Origin of the sequence: Pelagovum pacificum (assembly GCF_016134045.1) — a bacterium.
Lineage (GTDB): Bacteria > Pseudomonadota > Alphaproteobacteria > Rhodobacterales > Rhodobacteraceae > Oceanicola > Oceanicola pacificus_A.
Window position 1 is genome coordinate 279,652 of sequence record NZ_CP065915.1, and the last position, 13,703, is coordinate 293,354.

The following is a 13,703-nucleotide window of genomic DNA, read 5'->3' on the forward strand; positions in this document are numbered from 1 at the left end:
GCGCGCCCTTGCGGTGGCCGCGGCCTTGCGCTTTCACTGACCGCGCCAAGGGAGGACACGAGATGATGAAAGCCTGCGCCGCGATGCTCTGCCTGTTGCCCGCTCTCGCGACCGCCGAGCCACTGGTCCGCGACTGCGACAGCTACATCGCCAACGCTCGCAACCTTTCCCGCCCGTTCGACCAGGCGACGCGCGAGTTCGCGAACGGCGAAGTCGCCATATTGTCGCTTCTGCTGGATGAGCCGGCCTGCTGCGGCGCGCACCTGATGGTGACCTACCCGGACCCCTACGAGGGGTTCGCCCAGTGCCGGCTCGTCACGACCGCCGACGAGATGGGCTACGCGTCCTTCGACCTCGTGTCGGCGCAGGCGGCCTACGACCCGGCGACCGGCCTCGTCCTGTCGCTGCCCGCACGGCAGTTCGACGGCTCCGACTTCGCGCCGCTCACGGTCGAGGTCACCGTGAACCGCGCGGTGGGCGAGGTCTACGCGACCGAGCGGCGATGATCCTCGGCATCGGCACCGACCTCTGCAATATCGAGCGGATCGAGCGCACGCTCGCCCGGTTCGGCGACCGCTTCCGCCACCGTGTCTTCACCGAGATCGAGCAGGCGAAGGCGGAACGCCGGGCCGACACCCCCGGCACCTACGCCAAGCGCTGGGCCGCGAAGGAGGCCTGCTCCAAGGCGCTCGGCACCGGGCTGCGGATGGGCATCGCGTGGAAGGACATGGCGGTCAGCAACCTGCGCACGGGCCAGCCTGTGATGCACGTGACGGGCTGGGCGAAGGAGCGTCTGGACGAGATGACCCCGGAGGGTCACGAGGCGATCATCCACGTCACGCTCACCGACGATCACCCGTGGGCGCAGGCCTTCGTGGTGATCGAGGCGCGGCCGTTGCCGGGAACGTGACCGCCCCGGGCCTGTGTCCTGTGACGTGGCAGGCAAGGCGCATCGGGCCCCAACCGGAACACATTGAAGCAGTTGGACAACGGGCAACTTGACTCGCCCCGAACCGCCACGCATGTAGCCGGCATTCAGGAGAGAGGACACGAGCAGCATGGCCGAAAAGGACGGGGTCCTCCAGGGCATCTGGGAGACCATAAAGACGATCGTCTATGCGCTGCTCATCGCAGGGCTGTTCCGCACGCTCCTGTTCCAGCCGTTCTGGATTCCGTCGGGCTCGATGAAGGATACGTTGCTGATCGGCGACTTCCTCTTCGTCAACAAGATGGCCTATGGCTATTCGTACGCCTCCTGTCCCTCGATCCGCATTCCGGCGCTTGGCGTGGATATCGGCGCGGACGATTTCTGCGGCGTCTTCCAGGGCGACCGCAGCAGTCCGGACTATGAAGGCGGCGATCGGTTCCTGGGCGGCCAACCCGATCGGGGCGATGTCGTGGTCTTCCGCCATCCGGTCACGGGTCGCGATTTCATCAAGCGCCTGATCGGCCTGCCCGGCGACCGCATCCAGATGAAGGAGGGGCACCTCTTCATCAATGACGAGCCCACCCAGGTTGTCGATGCCGGCATCTTCGAGGAAGTCTTCGCCCCGCAAGGGCCGCAGGGCCTGCGGCCACGCTGCTCCAACGGAGCGGTCGGACTTGGCGCGGTCTGCGAGAAGCGGCTCTCGATCGAGACGCTGCCGAACGGTGTCGAGCATCACATTCTCAACATTGGCACGCAAACTTTCGACGATACGGGTGTCTATACCGTCCCGGAAGGGTATTACTTCTTCATGGGAGACAACCGCGACAACTCGCGTGACAGCCGTGAAAGCCAGGCCTCCGGGGGCGTCGGTTTCGTGCCTTACGAAGATATCGTGGGCCGCGCCGACCGGGTCATGTTCTCGTCCGCCGGACGCTCGATGCTCTATTTCTGGACCTGGCGGGCAGACAGGTTCTTCAAGAAAATCGAATGATCCTGACTCGGGCCCTTCGCGACTTCTTTATCGGGGGTTTCGACTGGAACGGGGTGTCGGGCCGCTGGACGGTGCTGGTCGGCATGGCGACCGCAGGCCTCATCATCCTGCTGGGGGCCCCGCTGTCGGGTCTGACAAATGGTGCCCTCTCGCCGATCCAGGTGATCTTCGTGCTGTTCGCGCCGTTCTGCGTGCAGGCCTATGGCACGATGGTGCGCCGCCTGCATGACGCCGGCCGCAGCGGGGTCTGGGTCGTGCTGTTCGGCTTGCCCTATGGGCTCATCCTGCTGCCGCTCGCGCTGCTGGCCCTGCCGCGCAAGCCGGACGCGCCGCAACGGCGCAAGCCGACGCTGCTGCGCCGGATCGGCTTCGCCGCCGCCTGCGTGCTGGCGCTGACCTACGCCTCGCGGGCGTTCTGGACCGGGCACCTCATCATCAACGAAGCGATGGCGCCGACGCTGCAGGTCGGCGACTACGTCGGCGCGACGACGCTGTTCGGCCATCCCCGGCGCGGCGACATCGTGATCTACTCGCTCGACGCGCCCGGCGATCCGCTGCAGATCATGCGGGTCGTCGCGCTCGAAGGGGAAGAGGTCTCCATCGGCCCCGACGGCCTGTCGATCGACGGCGTGCCGGTGGAAAACAGCGACTCGCAAGAGACGCTGCCCGGCGGGCTGACCCACCTCGTCGTGCCGGCCACCGCGACGGCGGAGGAGGTGCAATCCACCGAAGTGCCGCAGGATCATATCTTCGTGCTGGTCGACAACCGCACGCTGGAGGACACGCTGAGCAATCCCGGCACGATGGAGGCCCGTCTCGTCCCGCTGGAGCGGACCCGCTCGCGTGTCTTGAGGATCATCGCCTCTTCGGAAAGCTGGCAGGCCGGCATTCTGCGCTGGGGCCGTGACATGCGATGGGACCGGGTCTGGAGCCGGCCGATATGAAGGTTTCCGCCGACGTCGCCGCTTTCTGCGACCGGCTGGGCTATCGGTTCTCCGACCCTGCGCCGCTGTTGCAGGCTCTGACCCATCCGTCCTTCGGCAGCCCCGGACGGGGCGACAACCAGCGGCTGGAATTCCTCGGCGATCGGGTGCTCGGCCTCGTGATGGCCGAAGCGCTGTTCAAGGCCGACCCGACCGCCAAGGAAGGTCTTCTGGCGCCCCGCTACAACGCGCTGGTCCGGAAAGAGACCTGTGCCGAAGTCGCGCGCGAGATCGACATAGGCGCGGTGCTCAAGCTCGGCCGCTCTGAGATGATGTCCGGCGGTCGGCGCAAGGATGCGCTGCTTGCCGACGCGATGGAGGCGGTGATCGCCGCCGTCTATATCGATGCCGGGTTCGACGCCGCGCGGGACCTGATCCTGCGCCTATGGGGCCGCCGCGTGGCCGAAGTGGAAGCCGACGCCCGCGACGCCAAGACCGCCCTGCAGGAGATCGCGCAGGCCAAGGGCGAGCCACCGCCCGCCTATGTCGAGGTCGCGCGCACCGGTCCCGACCATCAGCCGCAGTTCACCATCGAAGTGCAGCTCGCCTCGGGGCCGAAGGCCACCGCCACGGCGGGCAGCAAGCGACAGGCCGAACAGGCCGCCGCCCGCGACCTGCTGACGCGGCTCGAACGGGGATGACCGCTAACGCCTCGCGCCGCCCGCGCGCCGCGCTTTCACCCAACCTCGTCGGCAGCGGCTTCATGGTGCTGGCCATGATGGGCTTCGCGGTCGAGGACGCATTCTTCAAGGCCGCGAGCGCGAGCGCCTCTCCCGGGCTGCTGACGGTGATCTTCGGGGTGCTCGGCACCGTGGCGTTCGCCGTGCTGTCGTGGCGTGCCGGCCAGTCGCCGGTGACGCCGCAAATGCTGAAACCGCGACTTCTGATCCGGTCGGCGTTCGAGATCGTCGGACGGCTGTTCTTTGCGCTCGCGCTCGCCTTCACGCCGCTCTCCACCACCTCGGCGATCCTGCAGGCGACGCCGCTGGTCGTCACGCTCGGCGCGGCGGTCCTGCTGGGCGAACACGTCGGGCCGCGCCGGTGGGTGGCGATCCTCCTCGGGTTCTGTGGTGTGCTGCTGATCCTGCGCCCGACCCCGGCGGGGTTCGAAGTCTCCGCGCTGCTGGCAGTCATGGGCATGATCGGTTTCGCCGGTCGCGACCTCGCCACCCGTGCGAGCCCGCCGGAGGTCTCGGGCAACCAGCTCGGCGTACTCGGCTTCCTCGTCGTAACGGCGGCGGGCCTCGTGATCCTCGCGACGGAGGGCGGGGCACCGACGATCGATCTCCCCGCCGCGCTGCGCATCTGCGGTACGGCGACGGCGGGCGTGCTGGCCTACGCGGCGCTGACGCGGGCAATGCGGACCGGCGAGATATCGGTCGTTGCGCCATTTCGCTACAGCCGTCTGCTGATCGCGCTGCTGTTTGCTTACGTCCTGTTCGGCGAACGGCCCGACGCGCTGACGCTGGCGGGTGCGGGGCTGATCGTGGGAAGCGGGCTCTATACGCTCTGGCGGAGTCACCGCGCGGGACGTTGAGCGGGCTTGCCCTCTGGCGCGGGTCGCGGGCATCCTGTAAGGGGCGGCCTTCCGCTGTCGAGAGTGCACCATGACCACACGCGCGGGCTTTGTCGCCCTGATCGGAGAGCCGAACGCCGGCAAGTCGACCCTGACCAATCGCCTGGTCGGGGCGAAGGTGTCGATCGTCACCCACAAGGTGCAGACCACGCGGGCCCGCATCCGGGGCGTCGCGATGGACGGCGACGCGCAGATCGTGCTCGTCGACACGCCCGGCCTTTTCAAACCGAGGCGCCGGCTCGATCGGGCGATGGTCGCCGCGGCATGGGGTGGGGCGGCGGATGCCGATATCACCGTGCTGCTCGTCGAGGCGCACCGGGGGATCACGCCCGGCGTCGAGGAGATCCTGTCTCGGCTGGAAGAGATCGGGCAAGGTCGCACCGTGGTGCTCGCCATCAACAAGATCGACCGCGTGCAGGCGCCCGTGCTGCTGGCGCTGACGAAGGACCTGAACGAGCGTTACGCCTTTGCCGAGACCTTCATGATCTCCGCCGAGAAGGGCCACGGCGCTGCCGACCTGAAGCGCTGGTTGGGAGAGCACCTGCCCGAGGGGCCGTGGCTCTATCCCGAAGACCAGATCGCGGACCTGCCGCTGCGGATGATCGCGGCCGAGATCACCCGGGAGAAGCTGACGCTGCGCCTCCACCAGGAACTGCCCTATCAGCTGACGGTCGAGACGGAGGCCTGGGAAGAGCGCGAGGACGGCTCCGCCCGGATCGACCAGATCGTCTATGTGGCGCGCGACGGGCACAAGGGCATCGTGCTCGGCCACCGGGGCGAGACGATCAAGTCGGTCTCGACCGCCGCCCGCACCGAGCTTGAAGAGTTCATGGGCCGCAAAGTGCACCTGTTCCTGCAGGTGAAGGTGCGGCCGAACTGGCTGGACGAGGCGGAGCGCTATTCCGAGATGGGACTCGATTTCCGGGACGGCGCGTGACCGCCCGGCTGACCGCGGACCTCTGGGTATCGGCCTACCTCGCGCGGCTCCGGCTGGCGGACATCCCGGCCTTCGTAGTGGCGCGGGGCGACGGCACGGCGGGTGCCGTTCTGGTCAAGCAGAACCGTCTCGATGGCACCTCGACGTGCCATGAGCGTTCACTCGACCTGATGAGCGGTGAACGCCGGTGGATCGTACTGTCGGAAGGCGACGAAGCGGAGGTCGACGCGGTGATCTCCCGCCAGCGGAGTCGCGACCCGGACCTCTGGGTGATCGAGGTGGAGGATCGCGACGGACGGCACCTGCTCGACGAGCCGGGACTGGAGTGAGAAGGCCCTGACCGAACGACGATGTTCGGTCGAAGGCCCTCGAAAGTCTCTCGCCTCAGGCTGCTGCCCGCGCGCCCTGCAAGTGGCCGAGGAACTCGTCCACGCCTTCGTCCGTCATCGACCAGTCGCAGACCAGCCGGCCAGTAAGGAGCTCGTCCGGGTTGCTCCCATCGAGCGACCCGCGCGTCAGATAGTAGGTCGCACCCGCATCGGTCAGGGCCTGATGCACGCGGCGCGGCCAGCGGACGTAGAGCATGTTCGCCGCCGGGTCCGTGACGAGGCTGTCACCGAGGCCCGCCGCTTCGATCCCCGCCTTGAGCCGCGCGGCCGCGACGTTGGCCTGCCGCGCGAGGTCGAGCCAGAGACCATCCGTCAGATAGCCCTTCATCTGGGCCGACAGCAGCCGATGCTTGGAATAGAGGTGCCCGCCACGCTTGCGGCGCAACTGGAACTGCCAGCTGTCGTCCGGATCGAACAGGATACAGGCCTCGACCCCGAGGCAGCCGTTCTTCGTGCCGCCGAAGCTGACCGCGTCCACCCCGGCCTTCCACGTCATCTCCGCCGGCGTGCAGCCGAGCGAGACCAGCGCATTGGCGAAGCGTGCGCCATCGAGGTGAGTCTTCAGGCCGTAGCTCTTCGCGACGTCGGTGATCGCGGAGATCTCCTCGACGCTGTAGATCGTGCCGCGCTCGGTGACCGAGGTGATGGAGACCGGCCCGCGCTGCGGCGTGTGTACGCCATGCGCGCCGCGTACCTGGAGGACGTCGGCCAGCGCCTCTGCTGTCATCTTGGCGCCCTTGGAGGGAACATGCGTGAGGGATGCCCCGCCCGACGCGGCCTCGACCCCGTTGCATTCGTCGTCGGAAATGTGGCTCTCACCCGTGCAGAACACCGTTTCCCACGGGTTCGCCATGGTGGCGAGCAGCAGCGTGTTCGCCGCCGTCCCGGTCCCGACGAGGTGGACCGCCGCGCGTGGCGCCTCGAAGATTTCGCGCACCATTTCCTGCACTTCGGCCGTCAGCGGGTCGGCGCCGTAACCGGACTGGTAGCCCCGGTTGGCGTCTGAAAGGGCGTCCAGGATGGCGGGATGGGCCGGGCCGGCGTTGTCTGAAGCAAAAAACATCGCGTCAGGGTTCCTCGATGATGTGGTCCTCCCACTCGTCCTCGCTGACCTCGAATTCGGGGACGGTCAACCCCCGGACCGAGACGCCGGCGTCATGCACCGTGCGCGGATCGCCGGAGACGAGCGGATGCCAGTGAAACAGGTCGCGCCCCTCGTAGACCAGCCGGTAGGCACAGGTCCGCGGGAGCCAGTACATGTGTTCGTGAATGGTCTGCGGCGTGAGCCGGATGCAGTCCGGCACGAACTGGTGGCGGATCTCGTAATTGCCGCAAAGGCAGGTGGAATCGTCGAGCAGCCGGCACGCGACACGGGTCAGGGCGACCTCGCCCGTGTCCTCGTCCTCGAGCTTGTTGAGGCAGCACTTGCCGCAGCCGTCGCAGAGTGCTTCCCACTGCTTGGCGTTCATCTTCTCGAGCGGCGTGTCGCGCCAGTAACCCTCGCGCAGGCCATCGCGGTCGATCGGGTCGGGGAAGGCCTCAGACATCGGCCAGGATCCTTCCTGCCTCCGCGCAATCCTCGCCCATGCGGGTGATCAGCGCCTCGAGGCTGTCGAATTTCAGCTCTGGCCGCAGGTAGTCCACCAGAGCGACCGAGAGGTGTTCATCGTAGAGATCGCCGCTGAAGTCGAACAGGAAGGTCTCGCAGTTCGGCAGGTTCTCACCGAACATGGGCCGGATCCCGATCGAGGCGGCGCCATTGTAGGTGCCGGCGTGGGGACCGGTCAGCACGTCGACCTTCACCGCGTAGACACCGAACTTCGGCGGGTGCAGCCCCTCGATCGACATGTTGGCGGTCGGGTAGCCGAGCTCGCGCCCGCGCTGCTCGCCGTGGATCACCTTGCCTTCGATCCGGTGCCAGTGACCGAGCATCTTCGCCGCGGTGCGCGGATCGCCGTCGGTCAGCGCCTTGCGGATCGCCGTGGAGGAGACCTCCGTCTCGCCGAGCGACAGGATCGGCGAGATCGTGACGCCGAAGCCGAGCTTCGCGCCGAGTTCGCCCAGCGTCTCTGCCGTGCCTGCGCGGTTGCGTCCGAAATAGAAGTCCTCGCCGACGACGACATGGGTGAGGCCGAGCGCGTCGTGAATGATCTTCTCGGCGAACATGTCGGGCTCGTATCCCGCGAGCGCGCGGTTGAAGGGCACCTCGTAGAGCATCTGAACCCCGACCTTGGCGAGGCGGTTGGCCCGGGCTTCGGCATTCATCAGGCGGAACGGCGGGGCATCGGGCGCGAAGACCTCGCGCGGGTGGGGCTCGAAGGTCATCACGCCGAGGGGCGCGTCGGTCTGCCCGGCGATTTCGCGAGCGGTGTCGATCACGACGCGGTGGCCGAGGTGGACGCCATCGAAATTGCCGATGGCCACGGCGGCGCCGCGGTCGGCAGGATCGAGGTAGGCTGTGTCGCGGACGATGCGCATGTGGGGCAGGTAGCGCCGCCCGGTCCCGGGCGCAAGGTGCCGCACTGCGGCACGGTGTTGGGGCAGGGTGCGGGTGCGCCGCCGGGGGTGCGATGCAGGGGGGGTGCGCATCGAGCGCGCACCCTACGGGCGGAGCGGGTTGCCCTCTCCCTTCGGGGGAGAGGGTTGGGTGAGGGGGGCAGCTTGGGTGCGCATCGAGCGCGCACCCTACGGGCGGCGCGATTGCCCTCTCCCCTCGGGGGAGAGGGTTGGGTGAGGGGGGCAGCGCGGGTGCGCATCTAGCGCGCACCCTACGGATGGGGCGCGATTGCCCTCTCCCCTCGGGGGAGAGGGTTGGGTGAGGGGGCAGCGCGAAATGGCGAGGCGCAGCTCTCTCCCCCGGGGGGGGGGGAGGGCTGGGTGAGGGGCCAGGCCCTACCGAAGATATCCGATCGAGAACGTCGGCTCGACCCGCTCCCCGGCGAGATAGGCATCGAGCGCCGCCGCATCCGGCTGCTCTTCGGTCTTCGTCTCCGAGGCAGCGAGGCCTCCGGTGATGAAGAGAGTGTCGATATCCTCCTGCTGGCCGCCGAGGATGTCGGTGCGGATGCCGTCGCCGATGCAGATGATCGACGGCGTCTTCTCAGCGCCGTCGAGGTCGGCATAACGCCGGCGGGCGAGGTCGTAGATCGGCGGATGCGGCTTGCCGAAGTAGAGGCTCTCGCCGCCCATCTCGGTGTAGAGCTGCGCCAGTGCGCCGGCACACCATTCGCGCTTCTCACCCCGGTCGACGACGATGTCGGGGTTGGCGCAAAGCAGCTTCAGCCCCTTCTGCTTGGCATAGAGAAACGTCGGTCGATAGACGTCCGGGTCGGCAAACCGGTCCTCGGGGCCGCAGCAGACGATGCCATCGGCCTCCTCGAGAGCGACGCGGGTGATCTCGACAGGGTCCTTGATGACGTTCAGCGGCTCGAAGAAGGACATGTCGTTCTGTTCGCCGATGAAGTAGACCTTGCTGCCCACGGCGCCTTCGAACATCGCCGCCCGGGCACTGTCGCCGGACGTGGCGATGCTGTCGTAGGCCTCTTCCGTGATGCCGAGCCCGTTGATCTGGGTCGCCACGGGGCCGCGCGCGCGGGGCGCGTTGGTGACCAGCACGACCTTGCCGCCCGCCTTGCGATATTCGGTCATCGCCTCGACGGCGGCCGGGAAGGCGTGGATGCCGTTGTGCATGCAACCCCAGAGATCGACGAAGGCGACGTCGTACTGATCGGAGATCTCGGCGAAGCTGTTGATGATGCGGGTCATGGGGTCTCCGTAAGGTCGCGGCTGCTCGCCCGGTTGATGGCCTATCGGGCGGGAGAGACCAAGGCCTTTGCAGGCGCCGTGGAAAGATTCTCGCCGCGTCGGTCCGGTGACGCCGCCTTACCGCAGCCCCATCCGCGACCTGACGTCCGGACCGGCGACTTGTGTTTGACGCCGGGCCGCCAAACGGCGACCTTTTGCGCCGAACCGACAGGAGCGCCGAGATGTCCGCCAAGCCCGCCACCTTCACATGGGACGACCCCTTCCTGCTGGATCAGCAGCTCGAGGAAGACGAGCGCATGATCCGCGACACCGCCCGCGCCTATGCGCAGGAGCGGCTGCTGCCCCGGGTGATCGAGGCTTATGCCGAAGAGAAGACGGACCCTTCGATCTTCGCGGAGATGGGCGAACTTGGCCTGCTTGGCGTCACGGTGCCGGAAGAGCAGGGCGGCATCGGCGCCTCCTACGTGGCCTACGGCCTGATCGCCCGCGAGGTGGAGCGCGTCGATTCCGGCTATCGCTCGATGATGTCGGTGCAGTCGAGCCTCGTGATGTATCCGATCAGTGCCTACGGCTCCGATGCGCAGCGGCAGGAATTCCTGCCCAAGCTGGCGAGCGGGGAGTGGATCGGTTGCTTCGGTCTGACAGAGCCGGATGCGGGGTCCGACCCGGCAGGCATGAAGACGGTCGCGAAGAAGACCGATGGCGGCTACCGGCTGAACGGGTCGAAAACGTGGATCTCCAACGCGCCGATCGCGGATGTCTTCGTCGTCTGGGCAAAGTCCGAGGCGCACGACGGCGCGATCCGGGGGTTCGTGCTGAAGAAGGGGACGAAGGGCCTGTCCGCGCCGAAGATCGGTGGCAAGCTTTCGCTGCGGGCGTCGATCACGGGCGAGATCGTCATGGAAGACGTCGAAGTCGGCGAAGAGGCCCTGCTGCCCGGCGTCGAGGGGCTGAAGGGGCCGTTCGGGTGCCTGAACCGCGCGCGCTACGGCATCAGCTGGGGGGTGATGGGTGCGGCGGAGGATTGCTGGCACCGGGCACGGGACTATGGGCTGGACCGCAAGCAGTTCGGCCGGCCGCTGGCGCAGACCCAGCTTTACCAGAAGAAGCTCGCCGACATGATGACGGAGATCACGCTCGGCTTGCAGGCCTCGCTCCGCGTCGGACGCCTGTTCGACAGCGGACAGATGGCGCCCGAGATGATCTCTCTGGTGAAACGCAACAATTGCGGCAAGGCGTTGGACGTGGCGCGGGCCGCGCGGGACATGCACGGCGGCAACGGCATCCAGATCGAGTACCACGTGATGCGCCATGCCCAGAACCTCGAGACGGTAAACACCTACGAGGGCACGCACGACGTCCACGCGCTGATCCTCGGACGGGCACAGACCGGGCTGCAGGCGTTCTTCTGATGGCCGCGCCGCTGGAGGGAGTGCGGGTGCTCGAACTCGCCCGGGTTCTGGCGGGGCCGTGGGCCGGGCAGGTGCTGGCCGATCTCGGCGCCGAGGTCATCAAGGTCGAGAGCCCCGACGGCGACGACACCCGTGCATGGGGCCCGCCCTTCATCGAGCAGGATGGCGACCGCTCGGCCGCCTACTTCCACAGCACCAACCGGGGCAAGCGGTCGGTCGTGATCGACTTCCGCACGGAGGAAGGCCGCGCCGAGGTCCGCCGCCTCGCCGCCGGTGCTGACGTGCTGATCGAGAACTTCAAGGTCGGCGGGCTAGAGAAATACGGGCTCGATTACGACAGCCTTTCGGCGCTGAACCCGGCCCTGGTCTATTGTTCGATCACCGGGTTCGGGCAGGACGGGCCCTATCGGGACCGCCCCGGTTATGACTTCCTGATCCAGGGGATGGCCGGCTGGATGGACCTGACCGGCACGCCGGAGGGCGAGCCGCAGAAGGTCGGGGTGGCCTTCGCGGACATCTTCACCGGGCTTTATGCCGTCATCGGCATCCAGGCGGCGCTTGCGATGCGCGCGCGGACCGGTCGCGGTCAGCAGGTGGACATGGCGCTGCTCGACTGTGCCGTCGGCGTCCTGGCGAACCAGGGGATGAATTACCTCGCTACGGGACGCGCGCCCCGCAGGCTTGGCAATTCGCATCCCAACATCGCGCCCTACGAGGTGCTGCCGACCGGGGACGGCGACATGGTGCTGACGGTCGGCAACGACGGCCAGTTCCGCCGGCTCTGCGGGGCGATCGGGCGAGAGGACCTGCTGGTCGCCAACTATGCGACGAACGAGGCGCGGGTGGCCAACCGGATCACGTTGCGGGCGGAACTGATCCTCGCCTTCGCGAACTGGTCGCGGGACGACTTGCTGGCCGCGCTGGAGGCGGCGAACGTGCCTGCGGCGCCGATCAACTCGGTCGACCAGGTGTTCGACGATCCGCAGGTGCTGCACCGGGGGATGCGGGTGGACGCCGACGGCGTGCCGGGCGTGCGCTTGCCAGTGAGGTTCTCCGAAGCCGATGTCGCGCCGGGACGGGCGGCGCCGGCACTGGGTGGCGGACGCGCCGAGTGGAGCGACCGGTAGGGGCGGGTCGGGGACGGGGTGCGCATCGAGCGCGCACCCTACGGATCGCGGGACATGGCCCTCTGCCCTTGGGGAGAGGGTTGGGTAAGGGGCATGTCGCCCCCTACAGCTTGCCGAAAACCCGGCTGATCTCGCGGAGGATCTTGCGGCGGATGGCGTCGGGATATTCCCGGTGGCCGCGCGCGGTGATGACGAAACCGTCGCGCGTGATGATGGCACGGCGGTAGAAGTTGGTGATCGTCAGACCCATCCCCTCGATCGCGATGCCGTTCACCGTGATGCCCCGGCGCTGCGCTTCCCGCGCCAGGCCGCGCACATCCGTCCCGGCGTTCGGCGTGCCGTCGCCCGAGACATCGATGATCTGCCGTTCGCAGTCCGGGGCGCGGTCCATGTGATCGAAGGCAAAGCGCAACGCCTCGGCCGGGGCGGTGTCGGACAGCACGAACGCCCGGATCAGCGACCGGGCCTGCTGTGAATAGGCCACGACGTCGGCGGGCGTCGCCATGATGGTCCAGGGCAGGCTGACCTCCTGCCGCTCCGGCCCTGACCACTGCACCACGGTCAGCGCGACCTGTCCCTGCACCAGAGCCTCCGACACTTCTGGATCGATCAGCGCGTCGGCCAACCCGTCCGTCTGCAGACGGAATTCCGCCGGATCGATGGAGTTCGACACATCCATCATCAGCAGGAGCGCGGTGTCACACGCCCGGGCCGGCGTCGACAGCAGCCAGAACAGGAGCACAAGTCGCGACATCGGCCCAGTCTCGGCGGGCGGGCATCCGCTGACAAGCCATCGTCGGTCACTTTGTCATGGTGGGGAATCCCGGACTGCCTAAGGCTGCAAGGCGCGACTACGATTCCCCTGCGGTCCGCACGGCCCGCGTTTGATTGGAAAGGATTCCTCTATGGGCAGAATTATCGGCATCGTTGCGGTCATCATCATCCTGATCCTCGGCTACTGGTTCTTCATCGCCGGCGATGACGAAGAGGTGGTTGTGGAAGAGCCCGTTGCAGAAGAAAGCGTCGAGGACGCCGCTGAAGATGCTGCCGACAACACGGAAGAGGCGGCCGAAGAGGTCGAAGAAACGGTCGAGTGACCGACAGCCCGCGGGCGGCCCCGGTCGCCCGCGCAGGCAAACGGCCCCTGAAGCAGGTCAGCGATCTTGGTCACGGGTGGGAAAGTGCAGGCTTCTGTTGCCAGGTGCCTGCGAACCCCGCCTTACGCTGCTAGGCGCAAGGGCTTAGATTTCGATCTTCGTTACTGCTTAAGCAGCAACGGCGATCGGAGCACGATTGTTGTTGGCAACTATGCTTTACGGACCGATATCGGTGGTACCTCACCGGGACAAAGCAAACCCCTTTAGACGTTCGTCGATCCTATTTCGGCCCCATGATCCCCCAACAAGAGATGTATGGTGGAGCCGCCGGGTACCGCCCCCGGGTCCGATCCGCTTATTACGAGCGCGTTTATGTCCATAGTCCCTTGCGGGACACGACAGATATAGGCGCCGGGCGAGCCTCGCTCAAGCCCTGACCTCAACGTCAATATTTTACCAGTTTGCGCATTGATGCCGGTCTGCCGCCTGATTTCCAAC

General features: G+C 67.2%; 16 protein-coding genes and 1 other RNA gene. 11 read left to right on the forward strand and 6 right to left on the reverse strand.

Going from position 1 to position 13,703, the window contains the following annotated elements; all coding sequences use genetic code 11:
* The first annotated feature begins 62 nt into the window (after positions 1 to 62).
* The 8 genes from I8N54_RS01460 (at position 63) to I8N54_RS01495 (ending at position 5,744) form a co-directional block, all read left to right on the forward strand.
* Complete coding sequence (locus tag I8N54_RS01460) at positions 63 to 506, forward strand: hypothetical protein (RefSeq protein ID WP_140194283.1); 444 nt, start codon at positions 63 to 65, stop codon at positions 504 to 506.
* Positions 503 to 910: a holo-ACP synthase gene (acpS, locus tag I8N54_RS01465; protein WP_140194282.1), complete on the forward strand. Its 408-nt coding sequence runs from the start codon at positions 503 to 505 to the stop codon at positions 908 to 910. Before I8N54_RS01460 ends, acpS begins: the two co-directional genes overlap by 4 nt.
* A gap of 148 nt (positions 911 to 1,058) precedes the next feature.
* Positions 1,059 to 1,919, forward strand: a complete 861-nt coding sequence (gene lepB / locus I8N54_RS01470; RefSeq protein WP_140194281.1) for a signal peptidase I — start codon at positions 1,059 to 1,061, stop codon at positions 1,917 to 1,919.
* Positions 1,916 to 2,863 (forward strand): signal peptidase I, encoded by a 948-nt coding sequence (gene lepB / locus I8N54_RS01475; RefSeq protein ID WP_140194280.1) that lies wholly within the window; start codon positions 1,916 to 1,918, stop codon positions 2,861 to 2,863. Before lepB (I8N54_RS01470) ends, lepB (I8N54_RS01475) begins: the two co-directional genes overlap by 4 nt.
* The gene (rnc, locus tag I8N54_RS01480) at positions 2,860 to 3,543 is read left to right on the forward strand and encodes a ribonuclease III (RefSeq protein WP_140194279.1); all 684 of its coding nucleotides are present in this window, start codon (positions 2,860 to 2,862) and stop codon (positions 3,541 to 3,543) included. The genes lepB (I8N54_RS01475) and rnc overlap by 4 nt, the downstream gene beginning before the upstream one ends.
* The gene (locus tag I8N54_RS01485) at positions 3,540 to 4,439 is read left to right on the forward strand and encodes a DMT family transporter (RefSeq protein ID WP_140194278.1); all 900 of its coding nucleotides are present in this window, start codon (positions 3,540 to 3,542) and stop codon (positions 4,437 to 4,439) included. The genes rnc and I8N54_RS01485 overlap by 4 nt, the downstream gene beginning before the upstream one ends.
* Before the next feature lie 70 nt (positions 4,440 to 4,509).
* Complete coding sequence (era, locus tag I8N54_RS01490) at positions 4,510 to 5,415, forward strand: GTPase Era (protein ID WP_140194277.1); 906 nt, start codon at positions 4,510 to 4,512, stop codon at positions 5,413 to 5,415.
* Positions 5,412 to 5,744, forward strand: a complete 333-nt coding sequence (locus tag I8N54_RS01495; RefSeq protein WP_140194276.1) for a DUF1491 family protein — start codon at positions 5,412 to 5,414, stop codon at positions 5,742 to 5,744. The genes era and I8N54_RS01495 overlap by 4 nt, the downstream gene beginning before the upstream one ends.
* A 55-nt stretch (positions 5,745 to 5,799) precedes the next feature.
* Here the strand turns inward: I8N54_RS01495 and I8N54_RS01500 are convergent, their stop codons facing one another.
* From I8N54_RS01500 to I8N54_RS01515, 4 genes are all read right to left on the reverse strand, one after another.
* Entirely contained in the window at positions 5,800 to 6,867 is a 1,068-nt protein-coding gene (locus I8N54_RS01500; protein WP_140194275.1) for a threonine aldolase family protein, read from the reverse strand.
* Between the two features lie 4 nt (positions 6,868 to 6,871).
* Positions 6,872 to 7,351: a YcgN family cysteine cluster protein gene (locus I8N54_RS01505; protein ID WP_140194274.1), complete on the reverse strand. Its 480-nt coding sequence runs from the start codon at positions 7,349 to 7,351 to the stop codon at positions 6,872 to 6,874.
* On the reverse strand, positions 7,344 to 8,282 hold the full coding sequence (locus tag I8N54_RS01510; protein ID WP_140194273.1) for a bifunctional riboflavin kinase/FAD synthetase: 939 nt from the start codon (positions 8,280 to 8,282) through the stop codon (positions 7,344 to 7,346). Before I8N54_RS01510 ends, I8N54_RS01505 begins: the two co-directional genes overlap by 8 nt.
* Before the next feature lie 414 nt (positions 8,283 to 8,696).
* Complete coding sequence (locus tag I8N54_RS01515; protein ID WP_140194272.1) at positions 8,697 to 9,569, reverse strand: TIGR01459 family HAD-type hydrolase; 873 nt, start codon at positions 9,567 to 9,569, stop codon at positions 8,697 to 8,699.
* 221 nt (positions 9,570 to 9,790) lie between these two features.
* On the opposite strand from I8N54_RS01515, the gene I8N54_RS01520 reads away from it, so the two are divergent.
* On the forward strand, positions 9,791 to 10,981 hold the full coding sequence (locus I8N54_RS01520; RefSeq protein WP_140194271.1) for an acyl-CoA dehydrogenase: 1,191 nt from the start codon (positions 9,791 to 9,793) through the stop codon (positions 10,979 to 10,981).
* On the forward strand, positions 10,981 to 12,108 hold the full coding sequence (locus tag I8N54_RS01525; protein WP_140194270.1) for a CaiB/BaiF CoA transferase family protein: 1,128 nt from the start codon (positions 10,981 to 10,983) through the stop codon (positions 12,106 to 12,108). Before I8N54_RS01520 ends, I8N54_RS01525 begins: the two co-directional genes overlap by 1 nt.
* Positions 12,109 to 12,211: 103 nt before the next feature.
* On the opposite strand, the gene I8N54_RS01530 is transcribed toward I8N54_RS01525, so the two are convergent.
* Positions 12,212 to 12,862 carry a DUF1194 domain-containing protein gene (locus I8N54_RS01530; RefSeq protein ID WP_140194269.1) on the reverse strand — a complete coding sequence of 217 codons (651 nt, stop codon included), beginning with the start codon at positions 12,860 to 12,862 and terminating at the stop codon, positions 12,212 to 12,214.
* 151 nt (positions 12,863 to 13,013) lie between these two features.
* Here I8N54_RS01530 and I8N54_RS01535 point away from each other — a divergent pair, with 151 nt between their 5' ends.
* On the forward strand, positions 13,014 to 13,205 hold the full coding sequence (locus I8N54_RS01535) for a hypothetical protein (RefSeq protein ID WP_197097546.1): 192 nt from the start codon (positions 13,014 to 13,016) through the stop codon (positions 13,203 to 13,205).
* A gap of 83 nt (positions 13,206 to 13,288) precedes the next feature.
* Here I8N54_RS01535 and ssrA read toward each other — a convergent pair.
* Positions 13,289 to 13,639: a transfer-messenger RNA gene (gene ssrA / locus I8N54_RS01540) on the reverse strand.
* Between the last annotated feature and the right edge of the window lie 64 nt (positions 13,640 to 13,703).

What these genes read in the sequence shown, in the direction of transcription:
- I8N54_RS01515 (WP_140194272.1), bottom strand. Translation starts at nt 9,569, where the DNA reads ATGACCCGCATCATCAACAGCTTCGCCGAGATCTCCGATCAGTACGAC.
- I8N54_RS01485 (WP_140194278.1), top strand. Translation starts at nt 3,540, where the DNA reads ATGACCGCTAACGCCTCGCGCCGCCCGCGCGCCGCGCTTTCACCCAAC.
- I8N54_RS01500 (WP_140194275.1), bottom strand. Translation starts at nt 6,867, where the DNA reads ATGTTTTTTGCTTCAGACAACGCCGGCCCGGCCCATCCCGCCATCCTG.
- I8N54_RS01505 (WP_140194274.1), bottom strand. Translation starts at nt 7,351, where the DNA reads ATGTCTGAGGCCTTCCCCGACCCGATCGACCGCGATGGCCTGCGCGAG.
- I8N54_RS01525 (WP_140194270.1), top strand. Translation starts at nt 10,981, where the DNA reads ATGGCCGCGCCGCTGGAGGGAGTGCGGGTGCTCGAACTCGCCCGGGTT.
- rnc (WP_140194279.1), top strand. Translation starts at nt 2,860, where the DNA reads ATGAAGGTTTCCGCCGACGTCGCCGCTTTCTGCGACCGGCTGGGCTAT.
- era (WP_140194277.1), top strand. Translation starts at nt 4,510, where the DNA reads ATGACCACACGCGCGGGCTTTGTCGCCCTGATCGGAGAGCCGAACGCC.
- I8N54_RS01530 (WP_140194269.1), bottom strand. Translation starts at nt 12,862, where the DNA reads ATGTCGCGACTTGTGCTCCTGTTCTGGCTGCTGTCGACGCCGGCCCGG.
- I8N54_RS01535 (WP_197097546.1), top strand. Translation starts at nt 13,014, where the DNA reads ATGGGCAGAATTATCGGCATCGTTGCGGTCATCATCATCCTGATCCTC.
- acpS (WP_140194282.1), top strand. Translation starts at nt 503, where the DNA reads ATGATCCTCGGCATCGGCACCGACCTCTGCAATATCGAGCGGATCGAG.
- I8N54_RS01520 (WP_140194271.1), top strand. Translation starts at nt 9,791, where the DNA reads ATGTCCGCCAAGCCCGCCACCTTCACATGGGACGACCCCTTCCTGCTG.
- I8N54_RS01510 (WP_140194273.1), bottom strand. Translation starts at nt 8,282, where the DNA reads ATGCGCATCGTCCGCGACACAGCCTACCTCGATCCTGCCGACCGCGGC.
- lepB (WP_140194280.1), top strand. Translation starts at nt 1,916, where the DNA reads ATGATCCTGACTCGGGCCCTTCGCGACTTCTTTATCGGGGGTTTCGAC.
- lepB (WP_140194281.1), top strand. Translation starts at nt 1,059, where the DNA reads ATGGCCGAAAAGGACGGGGTCCTCCAGGGCATCTGGGAGACCATAAAG.
- I8N54_RS01460 (WP_140194283.1), top strand. Translation starts at nt 63, where the DNA reads ATGATGAAAGCCTGCGCCGCGATGCTCTGCCTGTTGCCCGCTCTCGCG.